This is a genomic window from Bacillus sp. CCNWLW194 (assembly GCF_037120585.1).
Classification (GTDB): Bacteria; Bacillota; Bacilli; order Bacillales; family Bacillaceae_G; genus Bacillus_A; species Bacillus_A basilensis.
In genome coordinates this window covers 191227-210117 of sequence record NZ_JBBBBL010000008.1, presented here as the reverse complement: position 1 = coordinate 210117, position 18891 = coordinate 191227, and the positions used below count along the sequence as shown (strand labels likewise).

General features: G+C 36.5%; 17 protein-coding genes and 1 pseudogene. 14 read left to right on the top strand and 4 right to left on the bottom strand.

Annotation, left to right across the window (positions count from 1 at the left end):
* Window positions 1-296: 296 nt before the first annotated feature.
* The 4 genes from V7S50_RS19470 to narI are packed head-to-tail and all read left to right on the top strand — an operon-like array spanning window position 297 to window position 6702.
* Window positions 297-3980 (top strand): nitrate reductase subunit alpha, encoded by a 3684-nt coding sequence (locus tag V7S50_RS19470; RefSeq protein WP_242251723.1) that lies wholly within the window; start codon window positions 297-299, stop codon window positions 3978-3980.
* Window positions 3970-5445: a nitrate reductase subunit beta gene (narH, locus tag V7S50_RS19465; protein WP_242251724.1), complete on the top strand. Its 1476-nt coding sequence runs from the start codon at window positions 3970-3972 to the stop codon at window positions 5443-5445. The genes V7S50_RS19470 and narH overlap by 11 nt, the downstream gene beginning before the upstream one ends.
* A gap of 19 nt (window positions 5446-5464) precedes the next feature.
* A complete protein-coding gene (gene narJ, locus V7S50_RS19460) occupies window positions 5465-5995 on the top strand; it encodes a nitrate reductase molybdenum cofactor assembly chaperone (RefSeq protein ID WP_242251725.1) in 531 nt (176 codons plus the stop codon).
* Window positions 5996-6012: 17 nt separating this feature from the next.
* Window positions 6013-6702, top strand: coding sequence for a respiratory nitrate reductase subunit gamma (narI, locus tag V7S50_RS19455; RefSeq protein ID WP_097949674.1), 690 nt, complete (start codon window positions 6013-6015; stop codon window positions 6700-6702).
* A 93-nt stretch (window positions 6703-6795) separates the two neighbouring features.
* Here the strand turns inward: narI and V7S50_RS19450 are convergent, their stop codons facing one another.
* Complete coding sequence (locus V7S50_RS19450) at window positions 6796-7488, bottom strand: Crp/Fnr family transcriptional regulator (RefSeq protein WP_097949673.1); 693 nt, start codon at window positions 7486-7488, stop codon at window positions 6796-6798.
* Between the two features lie 279 nt (window positions 7489-7767).
* On the opposite strand from V7S50_RS19450, the gene moaA reads away from it, so the two are divergent.
* The 10 genes and pseudogenes from moaA to V7S50_RS19400 all read left to right on the top strand — a co-directional run bounded on the left by moaA (window position 7768) and on the right by V7S50_RS19400 (window position 16051).
* Window positions 7768-8781, top strand: a complete 1014-nt coding sequence (moaA, locus tag V7S50_RS19445) for a GTP 3',8-cyclase MoaA (protein WP_242251726.1) — start codon at window positions 7768-7770, stop codon at window positions 8779-8781.
* A gap of 17 nt (window positions 8782-8798) precedes the next feature.
* Window positions 8799-9812, top strand: coding sequence for a molybdopterin-synthase adenylyltransferase MoeB (locus V7S50_RS19440; protein WP_242251727.1), 1014 nt, complete (start codon window positions 8799-8801; stop codon window positions 9810-9812).
* Between the two features lie 43 nt (window positions 9813-9855).
* Window positions 9856-11145 carry a molybdopterin molybdotransferase MoeA gene (locus V7S50_RS19435; RefSeq protein ID WP_242251728.1) on the top strand — a complete coding sequence of 430 codons (1290 nt, stop codon included), beginning with the start codon at window positions 9856-9858 and terminating at the stop codon, window positions 11143-11145.
* 44 nt (window positions 11146-11189) lie between these two features.
* The gene (locus V7S50_RS19430; protein WP_098198684.1) at window positions 11190-11660 is read left to right on the top strand and encodes a molybdenum cofactor biosynthesis protein MoaE; all 471 of its coding nucleotides are present in this window, start codon (window positions 11190-11192) and stop codon (window positions 11658-11660) included.
* Window positions 11657-11887, top strand: a complete 231-nt coding sequence (moaD, locus tag V7S50_RS19425; protein ID WP_063222701.1) for a molybdopterin converting factor subunit 1 — start codon at window positions 11657-11659, stop codon at window positions 11885-11887. The genes V7S50_RS19430 and moaD overlap by 4 nt, the downstream gene beginning before the upstream one ends.
* A gap of 80 nt (window positions 11888-11967) precedes the next feature.
* Entirely contained in the window at window positions 11968-13137 is a 1170-nt protein-coding gene (gene narK, locus V7S50_RS19420) for a nitrate transporter NarK (RefSeq protein WP_063222700.1), read from the top strand.
* Window positions 13138-13408: 271 nt separating this feature from the next.
* Window positions 13409-13606, top strand: a complete 198-nt coding sequence (locus V7S50_RS19415) for a PspC domain-containing protein (protein WP_097949668.1) — start codon at window positions 13409-13411, stop codon at window positions 13604-13606.
* 501 nt (window positions 13607-14107) lie between these two features.
* Window positions 14108-14317 (top strand): annotated as a pseudogene (locus V7S50_RS19410) (amidohydrolase family protein); the annotation flags it as partial.
* Between the two features lie 90 nt (window positions 14318-14407).
* Complete coding sequence (locus V7S50_RS19405) at window positions 14408-15325, top strand: AEC family transporter (protein WP_242251927.1); 918 nt, start codon at window positions 14408-14410, stop codon at window positions 15323-15325.
* Window positions 15326-15628: 303 nt separating this feature from the next.
* Window positions 15629-16051 carry an STAS/SEC14 domain-containing protein gene (locus V7S50_RS19400; protein WP_097949747.1) on the top strand — a complete coding sequence of 141 codons (423 nt, stop codon included), beginning with the start codon at window positions 15629-15631 and terminating at the stop codon, window positions 16049-16051.
* A 193-nt stretch (window positions 16052-16244) separates the two neighbouring features.
* Here V7S50_RS19400 and V7S50_RS19395 read toward each other — a convergent pair whose 3' ends face one another.
* The 3 genes from V7S50_RS19395 to V7S50_RS19385 are packed head-to-tail and all read right to left on the bottom strand — an operon-like array spanning window position 16245 to window position 18839.
* Complete coding sequence (locus V7S50_RS19395) at window positions 16245-16715, bottom strand: precorrin-2 dehydrogenase (protein WP_097949665.1); 471 nt, start codon at window positions 16713-16715, stop codon at window positions 16245-16247.
* Complete coding sequence (locus tag V7S50_RS19390) at window positions 16708-17418, bottom strand: sirohydrochlorin chelatase (RefSeq protein WP_242251729.1); 711 nt, start codon at window positions 17416-17418, stop codon at window positions 16708-16710. Before V7S50_RS19390 ends, V7S50_RS19395 begins: the two co-directional genes overlap by 8 nt.
* Entirely contained in the window at window positions 17415-18839 is a 1425-nt protein-coding gene (locus tag V7S50_RS19385) for a uroporphyrin-III C-methyltransferase (protein WP_097949663.1), read from the bottom strand. The genes V7S50_RS19390 and V7S50_RS19385 overlap by 4 nt, the downstream gene beginning before the upstream one ends.
* Between the last annotated feature and the right edge of the window lie 52 nt (window positions 18840-18891).

The following is an 18891-nucleotide window of genomic DNA, read 5'->3' as shown; positions in this document are numbered from 1 at the left end:
GTTAATTCATCTAACGATTTAGGCATATCAAATTTAACAACTCCCAAATTACTTCCTCTATTATATGAAAAAATTTTGCATATCTGTACTTCATCTTAAACTTTGCTAGAAGCAAGGAAGTAATTTAACAGTCAGTGAAGGATGTGAACCCTCCACAATGATTAGATTTTCACTTTTATATATTTTTTCCGGAATTTTTGACAATCTCTTGAACTGTGCGAAATGTCACATCTGTATTTTACAACCTCTCTTATAGTAAGGGTATGTAAGAGAGACGTATTAAAGGAGTGGACAGTATGAAGAAGAAACCTTCAGCACTAATGAGACGTTTAAAATATTTTTCGCCAATAGATCGTTATAACGATAATCATACACAAGAAACATATGAAGATCGCGAATGGGAAAATGTGTACAGAAAGCGTTGGCAACATGATAAAGTAATCCGTTCTACACATGGCGTGAACTGTACTGGTTCATGTAGTTGGAACATTTATGTGAAAGATGGAATTGTAACTTGGGAAGGGCAGGAGCTTAACTATCCAACAACAGGTCCAGATATGCCTGATTTTGAACCACGAGGATGTCCACGTGGAGCAAGTTTTTCTTGGTACATCTATAGTCCACTTCGTGTGAAATATCCGTATGTACGTGGTGTTCTTTGGAGTATGTGGCAAGAAGAACTACAAAATAACGAATCACCACTAGACGCTTGGAAAAGTATTGTAGAAAACCCTGAAAAAGCACGCAAATATAAGCAGGCACGTGGTAAAGGGGGATTCGTTCGTGCGAATTGGGATGAAGTATTACAACTCGTTTCAGCTTCTTTACTTTACACAGTAATGAAATACGGTCCAGACCGAAATGTTGGTTTTTCACCAATTCCAGCTATGTCGATGTTAAGTCATGCTGCTGGTAGCCGCTTTATGCAACTTATGGGCGGACCGATGCTTAGCTTCTATGATTGGTACGCTGATTTACCACCAGCTTCTCCGCAAATTTGGGGTGATCAAACAGATGTACCAGAAAGTAGTGACTGGTATAACTCTGGTTACATTATGACATGGGGTTCAAATGTACCGATGACAAGAACACCAGATGCACACTTTTTAGCGGAGGTTCGATATAAAGGAACGAAAGTCGTTTCAGTAAGTCCTGATTTCGCTGAGTCAACAAAGTTTGCGGATGATTGGATTAGTGTGAAACAAGGTACAGACGGTGCACTTGCGATGGCAATGGGGCACGTGATCTTACAAGAATTCTACGTAGATAATCAAGTGGAATACTTCACAAAGTATGCGAAGCAATATACTGATTTTCCTTTCTTCGTTACATTGAAACAAAAAGGAGACCAATTCGTTGCGGATCGATTCTTAAATGCTTCTGATATTGGACGTGAAACAAAGTTAGGAGAATGGAAACCTGTACTATGGAACGAAAACACGAATGATTTTGCAACACCTCACGGCACAATGGGGTCACGTTGGGATAACGAAAAGAAATGGAACTTACGTTTAGAGGATGAAGAAACAGGCGAAAAGATTGATCCACGTCTTTCTTTACTTGGAATGGAAGATAATGTTGGAACTGTGCAAATTCCGTACTTCTCCGATGATGGAAACAAAGTATTAGAACGTACGATTCCAGTGAAAAAAGTTATGACAGAAGAAGGCGAAGTGTTTGTTACAACTGTATACGACTTAACGTTAGCAAATTACGGCGTGAACCGAGGACTTGGCGGACAAGAGCCAAAAGACTTCAATGATGATATGCCGTTTACACCTGCATGGCAAGAGAAAATGACAGGAGTGAAACGAGAGCTTATTATTCAAATCGCTCGTGAGTTCGCACAAAATGCTGTTGATACAAATGGTCGCTCGATGATTATTGTGGGAGCTGGCATTAACCACTGGTTTAACTCTGATACGATTTATCGTGCCGTTTTAAATCTTGTTCTTCTCGTGGGGGCACAAGGTGTAAACGGCGGAGGTTGGGCACATTATGTTGGCCAAGAAAAGTTACGACCAGCAGAAGGATGGCAAACGATTGCGATGGCAAAAGATTGGCAAGGGCCACCAAAATTACAAAATGGTACATCTTTCTTCTATTTCGTAACAGACCAATGGCGTTATGAAGATACACCTGTTGGCCATTTAGCATCACCAATTGAAGGTAATTCACGTTATCAACATCACGGTGATTATAACGTATTAGCAGCACGACTCGGCTGGTTACCTTCTTATCCGACATTCGAGAAAAATGGGATTGAATTATATAAAGAAGCTGTTGCCGCTGGTGCAAAAACGCAAGAAGAAATCGGGAAATATGTTGCACAAAAATTAAAAGAAAAAGAACTGAAATTTGCGATTGAAGATCCAGATAATAAAAATAACTTCCCTCGCAACTTATTCGTATGGCGTGCAAACTTAATTTCAAGTTCCGGTAAAGGACACGAATATTTCTTAAAACATTTATTAGGTACAACAAACGGATTAATGAATGATGATAGTGATTCAATACGACCAGAAGAAATTAAGTGGCATGAGGACGCACCAGAAGGGAAGCTTGATCTACTTATTAATTTAGATTTCCGCATGGCTGGAACAGCACTTTATTCTGATATCGTTTTACCAGCTTCAACTTGGTATGAAAAACACGATTTAAGCAGTACAGATATGCATCCATTTGTACATCCGTTTAATCCGGCAATCGGTTCACCATGGGAAGCACGTTCTGACTGGGATATTTTCACTTCTCTTTCTAAAGCTGTGTCAGATTTAGCGGAGAAAATCAATCTTGAACCAATGAAAGAAGTTGTTGCAACACCACTTCTTCACGATACACCGCAAGAATTAGCGCAACCACTTGGGAAGATTAAAGATTGGAGCAAAGGTGAGTGTGAACCAATACCAGGTAAAACAATGCCACAAATTCATGTTGTCGAAAGGGATTATAAAACGATTTATGACAAAATGACAGCACTTGGACCGAATGCCGGGAAACAACCGATTGGTACAAAAGGGATCTCTTGGTCAGCAGAAAAAGAGTATGAGCAATTAAAGAGCAAATTAGGAGTTGTTCGAACAGATTCTATTGCGAAAGGTTGCCCAGACATAAAAGAAGCAATCAATGCTGCTGAGGCGGTTTTAACACTTTCTTCTACAACAAACGGTCATATGGCTGTAAAAGCATGGGAAGCCCTTGAAAAACAAACGGATTTAAAACTACGTGATTTAGCAGAAGAACGTGAAGAAGAATGCTTCACTTTTGAACAAATTACAGCACAACCGAAAACAGTAATCACTTCTCCAGCCTTCACAGGTTCTGAAAAAGGTGGACGACGTTATTCGCCATTTACAACAAATGTGGAACGCCTTATCCCTTGGAGAACGATAACGGGTCGACAATCTTTCTACTTAGATCATGACATGATGAAAGAATTCGGTGAAACGATGGCAACATTTAAACCAATTCTGCAACATAAACCGTTCCGTAAATCACGTCCCGAAGTAGAAGGAAAAGAAATTACACTAAACTATTTAACACCGCATAATAAGTGGTCGATTCATAGTATGTATTTCGATTCATTACCGATGTTAACGCTGTTTAGAGGTGGTCCAACTGTTTGGATGAATAAAGATGATGCGAATGAAGCTGGCGTTGCAGATAATGATTGGATCGAGTGCTTTAACCGTAACGGTGTTGTTGTAGCACGTGCTGTCGTAACGCACCGTATACCGAGAGGAATGGCATTTATGCACCACGCACAAGATCGCCACATTAACGTGCCTGGTACGAAATTAACAAGCACCCGCGGGGGAACGCATAATAGTCCAACCCGTATTCATGTTAAACCAACACATATGATTGGTGGATATGGCCAATTAAGCTATGGATTTAACTACTATGGTCCGACTGGGAACCAGCGTGACTTAAATGTCGTAATCCGTAAACTGAAGGAGGTAGATTGGCTTGAAGATTAAAGCACAAGTCGGAATGGTAATGAACCTAGATAAATGCATCGGCTGCCATACTTGTAGCGTAACATGCAAAAACACCTGGACAAATCGTCCAGGTGCTGAATATATGTACTTCAATAACGTAGAAACGAAACCTGGTATTGGTTATCCGAAGCAATGGGAAGATCAAGAGAAATATAAAGGCGGCTGGGAATTAAAAAATGGTGAAATTCAGCTAAAATCCGGTTCGAAAATGAAACGCCTTATGAATATTTTCCATAATCCAGATCAACCAACAATCGATGATTACTTTGAACCTTGGAACTATGATTATGAAACGTTAACAAATAGTCCGCAGCGTAAGCATCAGCCAGTTGCTCGTCCGAAATCAGCAATTACAGGAGAATTTATCGACAAAATTGAATGGGGTCCAAACTGGGAAGATGATTTAGCTGGTGGACATATAACAGGATTGCAAGATCCGAACGTAAAGAAAATGGAAGAAGAAATTAAAACAGATTTTGAGAATGTCTTTATGATGTATTTACCACGCATATGCGAACATTGTATGAATCCATCTTGCGTATCATCTTGTCCATCTGGTGCGATGTATAAACGTGAAGAAGATGGGATTGTTCTTGTGGATCAAAACGCATGTCGGGCATGGAGATTCTGCGTATCATCTTGTCCATATAAAAAAGTGTATTTTAACTGGCAAACGAATAAAGCTGAGAAATGTACAATGTGTTTCCCGCGTATTGAAGCTGGTATGCCAACAATTTGTTCGGAAACATGTGTAGGACGTATTCGATATATTGGGGTAATGCTATATGATGCTGATAAAGTAAAAGAAGCAGCTTCTGTTGAAGATGAAAAAGATTTATATGAATCTCAGCTTACTGTTTTCCTAGATCCAAATGATCCTGAAGTAGCAGCTGAAGCGAAAAAACAAGGCATTCCTGAAGAATGGATTAAAGCGGCACAACAGTCGCCAATCTATAAAATGATTATCGATTGGAAAATTGCCCTACCTCTTCATCCAGAGTATCGTACAATGCCAATGGTTTGGTATATACCGCCACTTAGTCCAATTATGAACATGGTGGAAGGGAAAGGAAGCAACTGGCAAGCAGAAGAGATTTTCCCTGCTATTGATAATATGCGTATTCCAATTCAATATTTAGCGAATTTACTCACTGCAGGAGATGAATCACATATTCGACTTACATTGAAAAAAATGGCTGTTATGCGAACACATATGAGAGCATTGCAAATTAATAAAGAACCAAATGAAGCTGTATTAAAAGAACTTGGCTTAACAAAACAGGATGTAGAAGATATGTATCGTCTTCTTGCCATCGCAAAATATAAAGATCGCTTTGTCATCCCAACGTCTCACCGTGAACAAGTTGCAGATTTATATAGTGAACAAGGAAGCTGTGGTTTATCATTCGCAGGTGGTCCAGGTTCTTGTATGACAATTTCTTAAATAAAGGGGGCAGAAAAATATGAAACAAAGTTTACAAACTGCTTTTTCATGTTCTTCATTCCTTCTCTCCTACCCGGAACTCGGGTGGAGAGAAGCTGTAACTGAATTGCAAGAAGAGGTTGCAGTAATTGAACAGGCAGATGTTAAATCTTCACTTACAGCATTTGTAAAACAAGCACTGGATAAAACGAATGATCAACTCATTGATAGTTACGTATATACATTCGATTTTGGTAAAAAGACAAATATGTATCTTACTTATATGAACACTGGTGAACAAAGAGAAAGAGGTATTGAATTACTAGAGCTAAAACAGCATTATAAAAAATCTGGTTTTGAAGTAACAGATAAAGAACTACCTGATTATTTACCACTTTTGCTTGAGTTTTTTGCAAATGCAAATGAGCAAGACAGTGAACCGATTATGAGTAAATACAAAGAGAATATACAAGCATTACACGTTCAGTTAAAAGAAGCAGGAAGTATGTATGAGCCAATTCTTGCGGCTGTACTACTCGCTATCGATACATGGGGTGTACAGACAAATTAGAAAGGAGAGTTGTCGAAATGATGGATCAATTTCTATGGGTATTGTTTCCCTATATCATTTTTGCAATCTTTATCGGTGGACATATTTTTAGATACAACTATGATCAATTTGGATGGACATCAAAATCTAGTGAACTATTAGAAAAGAAAATGCTCCGAATCGGAAGTCTATTATTCCACTTTGGGATCATGTTCGTAATTGGCGGCCATGTTATGGGGATTTTAATTCCAGAGGCTGTATACCGCTCAATAGGTATTTCAGAGCATATGTACCATGTAGTAGCAATTAGTTTCGGGCTTCCAGCAGGTGTTGCTTCTATCATCGGTTTAATTATACTAACGTACCGCCGTGTAACAGTAAAACGTATCATTGCAACGAGTACAAAAGGAGATTATATTGCGCTTATTTTATTACTTATCGTAATGTTAGCAGGACTTTCTTCAACGTTTTTAAATATCGACTCAAAAGGATTTGATTATCGTACAACGATCGGTCCTTGGTTCCGAAGTCTCTTTCTTTTTCAACCGAAAGTTGAATATATGATGGAAGTACCGGTGTGGTTTAAAATTCATATTCTTGCAGGAATGGGGCTTTTCGCAGTATGGCCATTTACAAGATTGGTACATGTATTTAGTGCCCCAATTAAATACTTAAGCCGTAGTTATGTAATTTACAGAAGACGTATTCCAAATGAATTGAAAAAATAATTTAGTTTTATATGTTTAGTAATTTATAAGGAAAGCCGAGACCTAATTGGAGACCTCGGCTTTCCTTATAGGTATAAGTATCTAAATAAGATGCTAATCAATACTACAAACAGAGGCAGAGCAATCTTCACATGCAATTGCACATTTTAAAAATTGTAAATCGTGGATTGTTATCTTTCCTTTATGAATAGAAATTGTACCTTGCTTTTTTAATTCATTTAACATCCGATTTACACTTTCACGTGAAGTTGCACAGAAATTAGCAAGTTCTTGATTTGTTAATGGTAAATCGATGAGAATACCATTTTCCTTTAACACACCATAACTATTTGTCATTCGTATGAGAGTAGAATACAGGGCACCTTTTTTGCCGTGTAATACTAAATCTCGGAACTTCGTTTGCATTCTTCTTAGATGTTCACTAATCCATTTCATAAATTCAAATACAAGTGCGGGTTTTTGGAGTAATGCTTTTTCTAAGGTTTCACGCTTTATTACTCCTACTTCAACATCTTCAAGGCATTTTGAATTTAATAAATACTTCGCATTGTCCGTGAATAATGTTAATTCTCCAATAATGTCGTATGCCGAACAAATACGGAGTGTTAATTCTTGCCCGTCAGCACTTAGTTTACTAATTTGTACTTTTCCTGAGTGGATGATATAGAGTTCTGTTGCTTCCATACCTTCTTGAAAAATAAAACTCCCCTTTTTAATCTGCATTTTATATTCAACAGATGCAAGTAATTCCTTTAAATCTTGAGATAATGTCATACTGTTTGCCACAGCAATCACCTTTCTTCTTATAAGCAATACATTTCCTATTTTGAGTGTAAATATGCTGAAAATGCAAGAGCTATTTTAAAAATAAAGTAAAATTTCAATGACCGTAAGGAGGAGAGACTGAAGATGTGAACAAAATTCGAACGGATTTGTGAAGATTTTTTGAATGGGGAAAGTGATGTGAGAAATGTCACATTGAATATGTAGCTTCTTTTTTATAATAAAGGCAAATAAAAAAATTGAAAGCTTACTAAGGATCGCGGTAGAAAAGAAGGGATATAGATGCACGAGAAAATGAAAGATTCATTAAAGCGGCCACTTCAAGATTTACGCATTTCAGTTATTGATCGTTGTAATTTTAGGTGCACATATTGTATGCCTGCTGAAGTGTTCGGACCTGATTACGCTTTTTTACAGGAAGAGTTTTTATTAACGTTCGATGAAATAGAAAGACTAGCACGATTATTTATAAGTATGGGAGTCGATAAAATTAGGCTTACTGGCGGCGAACCGTTATTGCGTAAAGATTTACCGCAGTTAATTGCAAGACTTGCAAAGATAGGAGGCTTAAAAGATATTGGGCTCACAACAAACGGAATTCATTTAGCAAAACAAGCTAAGGCGCTAAAAGTTGCGGGATTAAAACGCGTAAATATTAGTTTAGATGCAATAGAGGATCATGTTTTCAAAAAAATAAATGGCCGAAATGTAAGCACAAAACCTGTATTAAAAGGAATTGAAGCAGCGAAGGCAGCTGGATTAGAAGTGAAAGTAAATATGGTCGTAAAAAAAGGAATGAATGATAGTCAAATTCTTCCTATGGCTCAGTATTTTAAAGAACAAGAAATACAGTTACGTTTCATTGAGTTTATGGATGTTGGCAGTACGAACGGATGGAACTTTGAACAAGTCATTACGAAGGAACAATTAATAGAGAAAATTAATCATGTATATCCGATTGAGCCCGCCCAGCCTCGTTACTTTGGAGAAGTAGCGAAAGTGTATCGATATGTAGGAAGCGATGCCGAAGTTGGATTTATTACTTCAGTATCTGAGTCATTTTGTTCTTCTTGTACGAGAGCTCGTATTTCGGCAGACGGTAAGTTTTATACGTGCTTATTTGGAGAAAAAGGAACGGATTTGCGAACTCTTCTTCGAAAAAATATTTCGGATGCCTCACTACTAAAAATTCTCCAACATACATGGGAGTTTAGAACAGATCGATATTCAGATGAAAGAACTGCTGAAAGTACAAATAAACGTCCAAAAGTTGAAATGTCCTACATTGGTGGATAATGAAAGGAGGATTCCTTATGAAGGAGCGTTATTCAAGGCAAGTTTTATTTTCTGGAATTGGTGAAATAGGACAAAGAAAAATAAGAGAAAAGCATGTGCTCCTAATTGGTGCGGGGGCATTAGGGGCTGCAAATGCAGAAGCGCTCGTTAGGATGGGAATTGGGAAATTGACAATTGCTGACCGTGACTACGTAGAATGGAGTAATTTACAGCGGCAACAGTTATATACAGAAGAAGATGCAAAGCAGTGTAAACCAAAAGCAATTGCAGCGGCAGAACATTTAAGAAAGATTAATTCTGAAGTGGAAATTGAACCAATTGTAACGGATGTCACAATGCAAGAAATAGAAGAGTTAACAAAAGAAGTGGATCTCATATTAGATGCGACTGACAATTTTGATACGCGTCTACTTATAAATGATATTTCACATAAAGAAAGTATACCTTGGATATACGGTGGGTGCATTGGAAGTTACGGTGTAACGTATACAATTCTTCCAGGGAAAACACCTTGTTTTCGCTGCTTAATGGATCATCCAATGGGTGGTGCAACATGCGATACAGCAGGGATCATTCAGCCAGCTGTACAAATGGTTGTTGCTCATCAAGTAACAGAGGCGATGAAAATATTGGTGGACGATTATAAGGCGCTACGAGGAACAATGTTATCATTTGATATTTGGAGTAATCAATATCTCTCATTAAAAGTAAATAGACAGAAGAAAAGCACATGTCCATCTTGCGGAAATGCACGTACGTACCCAAGTTTAACATTTGAATCACAGATGAAAACGGAAGTGCTATGCGGCCGGAATACAGTTCAAATCCGTCCAGGAATAAAGGGAGTTCTAAATTTAAACGACATTCAAAAACGATTACAAAAAAGTGTACATGTCCAAAAAACGCCGTACTTATTAACGTTTCTAATTGATGAATATCGTTTCGTTTTATTTGCAGACGGTAGGGCATTTATTCATGGAACAAATGATGTGAAAATAGCAAAACGATTATATGCAAAATATATAGGATGAATATAGAGAAAGAGTCCCCTTATTAAAACGAGGTGAAAAAGGAATGTTACAAACACGTATACCAGTTTCAGTGGCAGAAGCAGTTGCACGAGTAATGAAATACGCTCATCAAGGTGAAATAGAAGAGGTTTCTCTTATAGAAAGTTACGGAAGAATTCTTGGAGAAGATGTTATTGCAGATCATGATATCCCTCATTTTAATCGCTCTCCATACGACGGGTTTGCGATTCGAGCAGAAGATACAAAAGAAGCAAGTAGCAGTAATCCCATTCTGTTTGAAGTGATTGGTGAAATTGGAGCAGGTTTTGTTTTTACAGAAGAAGTGAAAGCATTTCAAGCTGTCCGTATTATGACAGGAGCCGCAATTCCGAAAGGGTGTAATGCGGTTGTTATGTTAGAGCTAACGGAAGGATTTGAAGAAAAAGAAAAGACGTATATGAAATTAAAACGCTCCTTCGCCGCCGGTGATAACATTTCTTTTAAAGGAGAAGATGTAAAACAAAATAGCATCCTTGTGAAAAAAGGGACTGTTATTAATCCTGGAGTGGCAGCACTTCTTGCTACGTTTGGTTATAGTGCAGTACATGTTGTAAAACAGCCGGTTATTGGAATTGTAACGACAGGAAGCGAACTGCTTGAAGTACATGAACAATTAAAGCCAGGGAAGATTCGAAATAGTAACTCCTATATGATAGCTGCACAAATTGAACGAGCGGGCGGAGTTGTACAGTATTATGGACAATTCGCTGACGATTTTGAGACGTGTTATAACACTGTGAAAAAAGCGATAAAAGAAGTCGATATTTTAATTACAACTGGTGGCGTTTCGGTAGGAGACTATGACTATTTACCTGCTATTTATGAGAGATTACAAGCTAATGTACTTTTCAATAAAATAGCAATGCGACCAGGAAGTGTGACAACTGTAGCTGAGTTAGAAGGAAAACTATTATTTGGTCTATCTGGTAATCCTTCAGCTTGTTATGTCGGATGTGAATTATATGTTCGACCAGTCATTGGAACATACTTGCATAGAAAAGATCCGCACGTATATCGTGCAGAGGCAATTTTACAGAAAGACTTTCCGAAAGCAAATCCGTTTACTCGGTTTGTAAGAGGGAGAGTAGAGATTGTAGATGGTCAATTACAAGTTACACCAGTTGGTTTAGATAAATCTAGCGCAATTTCTTCCCTTGCAGAAGCGAATACATTTATCGTTCTACCGGGAGGGACGAGAGGATTTGAAGCAGGGATAACTGTTTCGGTATTATTATTGGAATCGAACATGGGAAGTGAGTGGCCATGGAAAGAACCACTTCGATCATACAAGTAATAGAAAAATAGATTGCTAACTTATACGAAGATAAGAGGTGCAAAATGACACATACGTATTATGAAGTAATTGATACACCTATTTCAATTGAAGTAGTTACAAACAAAGTAATTCGGCGTGAGTGTGGTGCGGTTACTACTTTTATTGGCACTGTTAGAGAATTTACGAAAGGCCGTCGTACGCTTTATTTAGAGTATGTAGCTTATAAAACAATGGCGGAGAAACAGCTTGAGAGAATTGGTACCGAAGTAGGGGAGAAATGGCCTGGAACATATGTGGCAATTACACATCGCATTGGTACATTACAAATTTCTGATTTGGCTGTTGTCGTTGCTGTTGCTACACCACATCGGAAAGCGGCCTATGAAGCAAATGAATATATTATGAAGCGTATAAAACAAATTGTTCCGATTTGGAAAAAAGAGTTTTGGGAAGATGGAGAGTCATGGATAGGCGATCAGTTAGAGAAAACAGAATATGGTAATGGTGAGCCTGGAAAGGAGATGAGAATATGATTGAAGTACTATTATTTGCACATTTGCAAGAAGCAAGTAAGCCGTCCTTGCACATAGATTGTGAAAACATTACGGTTGCTGAACTAAAGGAAGTTCTCATAAAGAAATACAACGTAGTGATTTCAAGTGAGATAATGGTCGCTATAAATGAAGAGTATGCAAATGAGGGTGACATCATTCAAACTGGCGATGTCGTAGCAATGATTCCGCCAGTAAGTGGTGGTTGATTCTTTTCAGCCTAATCATGTAAGTACGTGATTAGGCTGGAGGGAATGAATATAACTATGCATACATAGGAGGGAACAGGATGAAAAGTCCTAATTTTCAATTAAGTTTACAAACTTCCAATCTAGTTATCGGTTTTATGGTGTGGGTTATTTTATCATCATTAATGCCCTATATTAAAGCGGATATCCCATTAACTGCGGGACAAATTTCTATGGTAACAGCAGTACCGGTTATTTTAGGTTCTGTTCTTCGCATTCCAATTGGTTATTGGACAAATCGTTTCGGAGCAAGAAAATTATTCTTTATTAGTTTTATTCTATTATTATTTCCTGTCTTTTATATTAGTGTTGCCAATTCTATGATGGATTTAATTATTGGTGGATTATTTGTAGGAATCGGTGGTGCTGTATTCTCTGTAGGAGTAACTTCTTTACCAAAATACTTTCCGAAAGAGAGTCACGGTTTTGTAAATGGTATTTACGGTGTCGGTAACGCTGGAACAGCAATTACTTCATTTTTAGCACCAGTTATCGCAACTTCAGTTGGCTGGAGAACGACAGTACAATGTTATTTAGTTTTACTTGCAGCGTTTGCACTTATGAACTTTTTATTAGGTGATCGTAAGGAGAAAAAGGTGAATACACCATTAATGGAACAAATAAAAGGTGTATATAAAAATGAAAAACTTTGGTTTTTATGTATCTTTTACTTTTTAACATTCGGATCATTTGTCGCATTTACAGTATACTTACCAAACTTCTTAGTATCTCACTTCGGCTTAGATAAAGTAGATGCAGGTATGCGGACAGCAGGATTCATCGTATTAGCAACAATTATGCGTCCGATTGGTGGTTGGCTCGGTGATAAGTTTAATCCATTTAAAATATTAATCTTCGTATTTATCGGTTTAACACTTTCAGGTATTATTTTATCATTTATGCCTAGTATGAACGTGTATACATTTGGTTGCCTACTAGTCGCATTTTGTGCAGGTATCGGTAATGGTACAATCTTCAAACTCGTTCCAATGTATTTCTCAGAACAAGCTGGTATTGTAAATGGCCTCGTTTCAGCTTTAGGCGGACTAGGAGGTTTCTTCCCGCCTCTAATTTTAACTTTACTATTCCAACTAACAGGTCATTATGCAATTGGATTTATGGCATTATCAGAAGTTGCACTTGCTTGTTTAATCATTACAGTATGGATGTATAGCCAAGAGAAACTGTTAGTGATGTTAAAGAATCATTAATAAAGAAAAAGAGCCGTCCCAAAGTATTTTGGGATGGTTCTTTTAGTAATAGGTTTCAACATGTTTTTATTGCTATCTCAACAAACGCTTGTTTTCTAAAAGAATGTGGTTTTAAAATGAAAAACAGAAGGCTTATGGGATTTTATGTTAAAATATAGATGTCAGAAGTTATTCAATTAAAGGGCTGGTTAGTTAAAGGAATCTTAAAATTCTTCCAAAGATCGAACTAATTTTTAGAATATAAACATTTAATTGGATCGGGGGTGTTTAGATGAAAAAACTATATAAGTCCACTAAAGATAAACAAGTATCAGGTGTATTAGGTGGCTTAAGCGACAAGTATGGAATTGATGTAAGTATCCTTCGTATAGTAACTGCATTATCAGCCTTTTTTACTAGTGGATTAACAGTGTTAATTTATATAATAGCTGCAATTGTTTTGCCTACAGATAAAGAAATTAAGAGATAAATGTATGAACTTAAATCTAATTCTACAATCGAGAACTCAGTTTTTTGTTTATTGAAAGTTTCCAAAGTAAAAGCAACAGTACGATTGTTATAAGACTGAAATGAACAAACGAAAAATCCTCATAAAACATTCGGAATATATCGAGAACGAAAATATTAACTTTTGAATTAAACGATGACTATTGATCACTAACGAATCGATAAATAGTCGCTCCTTTCTAAAGGTTATCTATTAATCTATATAAAAATATAATATATATTAATATTACAAAGTTTTAACAACATATGACTGTATTTATAACAAGAAAAACTTCATATTTTTAGGGCCAGATTTTTTGGTAAGGCTAATGGATATTGTGAAAAAGTACACTTAAAATAAAGAATAAAGTTTAGGTCGATAAGATAAAATTATGAATTTGTATAAATAATCCATAATTTTCTTTATGAGTCATATTTGATATGTTAAAGAAAAGAGAGGGAGGGAAATTGTGAAAGCTATTGATTTGGTCGTGGCAAATTAGATGTTGAGAATGCCTTAAAGTTGATTTATGAAGTGAACCCAGATGCACTTATGTTTGGAACAGATTTACCATCTACAAGAGCAAAAATACCTTTTGAGTATGGAGATGTCAAATTAATTCAACAGCTATTTGATGAACAAGCTACTGAAAACATTCTGTGTACGAATGCTTTCAAATGGTATTTTAGGTAGCGTCAGGGGCTACATTTGAATTAAATTTGTCCATTCCATATTTAGTAAAGAGTTTAATCCAACTATAATATATTTGGAATGAGGTTTTACATGTTTGTTTTTATTATATTAGACGTGATATTACCAATATTAATATTGATGCTAATTGGTGCAATCTTACAAAGAAAGTTTCAATTTAACTTAAAGCAGCTATCTACACTTATTACTTATTGCTTGATGCCAGCAGCTGTATTTGTGAATATATATGATATTAGTATAGAAATAGATCTGTTGCTCCAAATAATATACTATTTAATGCTTTATAGTCTGAGTCTGATCATAGTAAGTCATTTCATTTCGAAAATATTAAAGTTAGAAAAAGGAGAAAGTGCAGCTCTAAAAAATAGCATTTCGTTAATGAATTCCGGTAATTATGGATTACCAGTAAGTCAATTGATTTTCAGTCACAATCCAGTGGGGGTTTCCATTCAGATTTTTATTGTGATCTTCCAGAATCTTCTAACTTATTCATATGGGATATATAACTTACTATCAGCAACAAAAACAATCGGAAGTATTATTCAATCATTTCTAAGACTGCCTGTATTTCATGCGCTCGTATTAGGGGGTCTCTTTCAATCTTTTACAATTCAAATACCTAATTCTATCTTTCTACCTCTTAATCAGCTTGCGAATAGTTTTGTTGCAATAGCACTCATATTGCTAGGAGCGCAATTATCCAACATTAAGCTTAATTTTTCCCATCGAGTCATAACATGGGCTTTAATTGGAAGGTTACTGATGGGACCATTATTAGCACTTGCCATGATCTACCTACTAAACATTGATGGTATTGTTGCACAATCATTATTTATTGCAAGTTCTTTTCCTACTTCAAGAAATACATCAACCATTGCTATGGAGTATCAAATAGAGCCTGAATTACATGCACAAATCGTTTTATTTTCAACACTTTTCAGCATTATTACAGTAACTGTCGTTATTTATTTGTCATATATTTTGTTTTGAATATACGTGCAAAAACGAATAGATTTGAGGCGGTAAATGATGGACGGAAATCCCATCGATATGAGAAGAAAACTGTCTTTAATATATTGGGTTTCGTTTCCAATTGTACGATGTCTGATAATCAAGCGACTTAATTCAAAAAAGGAAACTCATTAGGGGTTATTTCGTATGCAAATCTTTAAAGCATCTACATATAGACTTGCGAAAAAAGACACAATCTCGCTTATAATTGACGTTACATGAGCTTAGGTTGATAGCGATGGGGTGGGTGTGTCAAGTAAGAATTTTATCTTTATTGATTTTATGCGGTTTTTCCGCATAATTGTAACTAAGGGGGATGATTCTAAGTTGAGTAAACAGAATATTAGCACAACGGTTTCGGGAGATTTGATTGTTACCCATCTAATTGGCCAGATTAAAACAGACGATGTGTATGAATGGTTTAATAGCTTTGAGCAGGTTTGTCAGCAATTTATTTCCGAGGGGCGGAAATACAAATTATTGGTAGATAGAAAAGGATACACTCCAAATCATTTTTCTGTTCAAAAAGTATGGAAAGATAAGTTCTTCAATGAAACTATTTTGAATCATAGTAAGGCAATTGCATTTCTTCTTGAAGAAGGGGAGATACTGAATTATTTGCAACAATCCAATACAAAAGAATCTGTGAGATTTTTTGATGATTATGAACAAGCGCTAATTTGGTTGAATGAATACCCAATATAAAAACTGAATTGGACGAGTTGCTCGTAATGTTGCACTTGTCATAAAATTTACTTGTTTACAAGTTGCCAACACCATTCATTTTCTGCGCAGATTACCTGTGGAATTTCAAAAAAGGAACCAAAACAAAAAGGACAAACGTTTCTAAAAAACGTTTGTCCAAAGGTAATTACTATTTTAGCTAAGAAATAGATTATTATTTGTGAGTACGAGAAAGCTTTTTTATAAGTTTAGGAAAAATAGATGTTAGTTCTTGCTTCAAACGCTTTGTAAACGATGGATCTTTACCTGAAGTTGAAATAGTGACAACATATTCATCATGTCGGATGACACCAGGTGTGTGAAACGATGATTCTGTACCATCACTTACAACGTTAACCCACTGGAAATCATGGGCGGCTTGTTTGACCATCATATTTATAGCATGTTGATTTGTAGCTGCATAAATAAGATGAGCATCTTTAATATCATCATTAGAAAAAGTTTTTTGCTTCCAATTAATATAAGGAAGTTCTTTCATTTCCTTGCAAATTTCTGGGCTGACAACGGTGACAAAAGCGCCTGTATCTTTTAATCCAGACGCTTTTCGATATGCAATTTTACCTCCACCAATGATAACAACCACTTTTTTATTTAGATTAAGCATAAGAGGGTACATGTTATACATACACACATTCCTCCATTCGTTCTAATAATGTTAACTTCATATATGTATCAAACTGAAGACAGTTGCAAGTTGTAACGTGATCGTATTTTTTTGTATGCAACTTAATTTTTTGAAGCAATAATCCAGTAAAGAGAAGGTAAGGCATGACATATACATGAGATGCAGTCGATGTTATAGTCTTGAGCTCAGCAGTAAAAGAGGGCGTTCCTTTCGTTAAAAAGGAACAACATACTCGCATACCGAGTTTTTGTTCGACAGCTGCTCCGATTTGTTGTAACTCATGTATCGGCTGGGGGTCACTACTACCTCTCCCTACGAGTAAAACACTACTACCTTGCATTGGCATAGTTTCACGTATTCTTTTTACTACAAGTTCAACCATATGCGGATGCGTACTAAAAGGTTGTACAACTGAAAATGAGATATGTGGATATTGCTTTTTCATTTTCGCTATCTCCAAAGGAATATCACATTTATAGTGAGCTGCTGCAAATAATAAAACAGGTACAATCATTATTTCAGTTGCACCCTCTAGTATTGCTTCTGTAACTGCATCCGAAATGGTAGGTGTCGTTAGTTCCAGAAAGGCTATTTTTTGAATCCTTTCGTTACGTTCTTTTATAACAGATTGAATAAAGTGAATGAATTGTTCGTTACCTTCTTGAAGCCGGCTCCCGTGTCCAACATATACGATTCCTTTCATTGTCTCACCATGTCTTTCTTCATAATAATTTCTTGTAATGAATGATCTACATTATGAAATCCGACTTTATTTGCATAGTGTAAAGTTGGAATATCAGTGTAGGAGAATGGGAGAGTAAGAATATCGATAAAGCCAAGACGTTTTATTTCTGCTAGAAACGTATCAATAGAAGCACGTCCTTCAAATACAATGCTATCCCATGAGAATTCAGAAAGCATACGAGAATGAATTTCATCGAAGCGATGGTCAATTGTATATTCATGAGTCATCATATAAGAACCAGCACCAATTTTTTCTTGAATAAAAGCAATTCGGTTAATATTTCTGCCTAAATAAACAGTAGTATCGGAAGAGAACTCTGCTTGTTTACTTAGTAGCCCATATTGCATAAGTTTTTCTTGAGTGGCAACGTTTATATACTGCAGTTTTGCCTGTAAGGAACGAATATCTTTCTGGTGTTTACTGCATGATCGCATCAAGATTTCTACACTTTCAGCTGAACAAAATACTAGGCGATCAACGCTAAAAATCTCATTGGTTTGTTTAGATGTTAATGTGTATTCTTTCTTTTTGAAAGTTGGAATTTGATATATTTCTGCACCGGACTCTTGTAACATTTGCTTGATTGCGCTTTTTTTATTTGTTGCAGATGCAACTAAAACCTTCTTGCCATGCAATGGTTTACGTTCTTTCCAAGCGATTTGATTACGTAAAGAAACAACATCACCAACAATTGTCATAGAAGGGTTAGAAATATTTTCGTTTTTGACGATAAGAACAATGGTTGAAAGTGTACCTGTGACAACGCGCTGTTTACCAGTTGTACCCCATTCGATAACTGCTACTGGTGTATCTTCTTTTTTTCCTGCTTGTAGTAAGTTTTCGCAAATTGTAGGTAAGTTTTTTATACCCATGTAGTAAGCGATTGTGTCGCTATTGTGGGATGAATTATATTTTCCATGATCGGTTAAAGGGCCTTTTGCATGTCCAGTTAGTAATGTGACGCTATTACTGTGGTTGCGGTGGGTGAGGGGGATACCTGCATAGCTACTAGCGGCGATGCTAGATGTAATGCCTGGTACAATTTCATATGGAATATTCGCAGATGCTAGAGTTTCTGCTTCTTCACCAACACGGCCAAAAATAGATGGATCTCCGCCTTTTAAGCGGACTACGATTTTTCCTTCCTTCGCAAATTGAAGGAGGTGTGCGTTAATCATTTCTTGTCGCATAGTATGATTCTTTGGCATTTTTCCGCAATAAATAAGTTCACATGTTTCTTTTGTATAGTTAAGAAAGGTAGGATTTAATAAGCGGTCATATAAAACAATATCTGCACGCTTTAAACAATCTATCGCTTTTTTTGTAATAAGTCCTTCATCACCTGGTCCTGCACCAACTAAATATACATATCCGTTCATATTCGCACCTCATCTATTTTTATGTAAAAGGAAGCCAGGGGAAGGCTTCCTT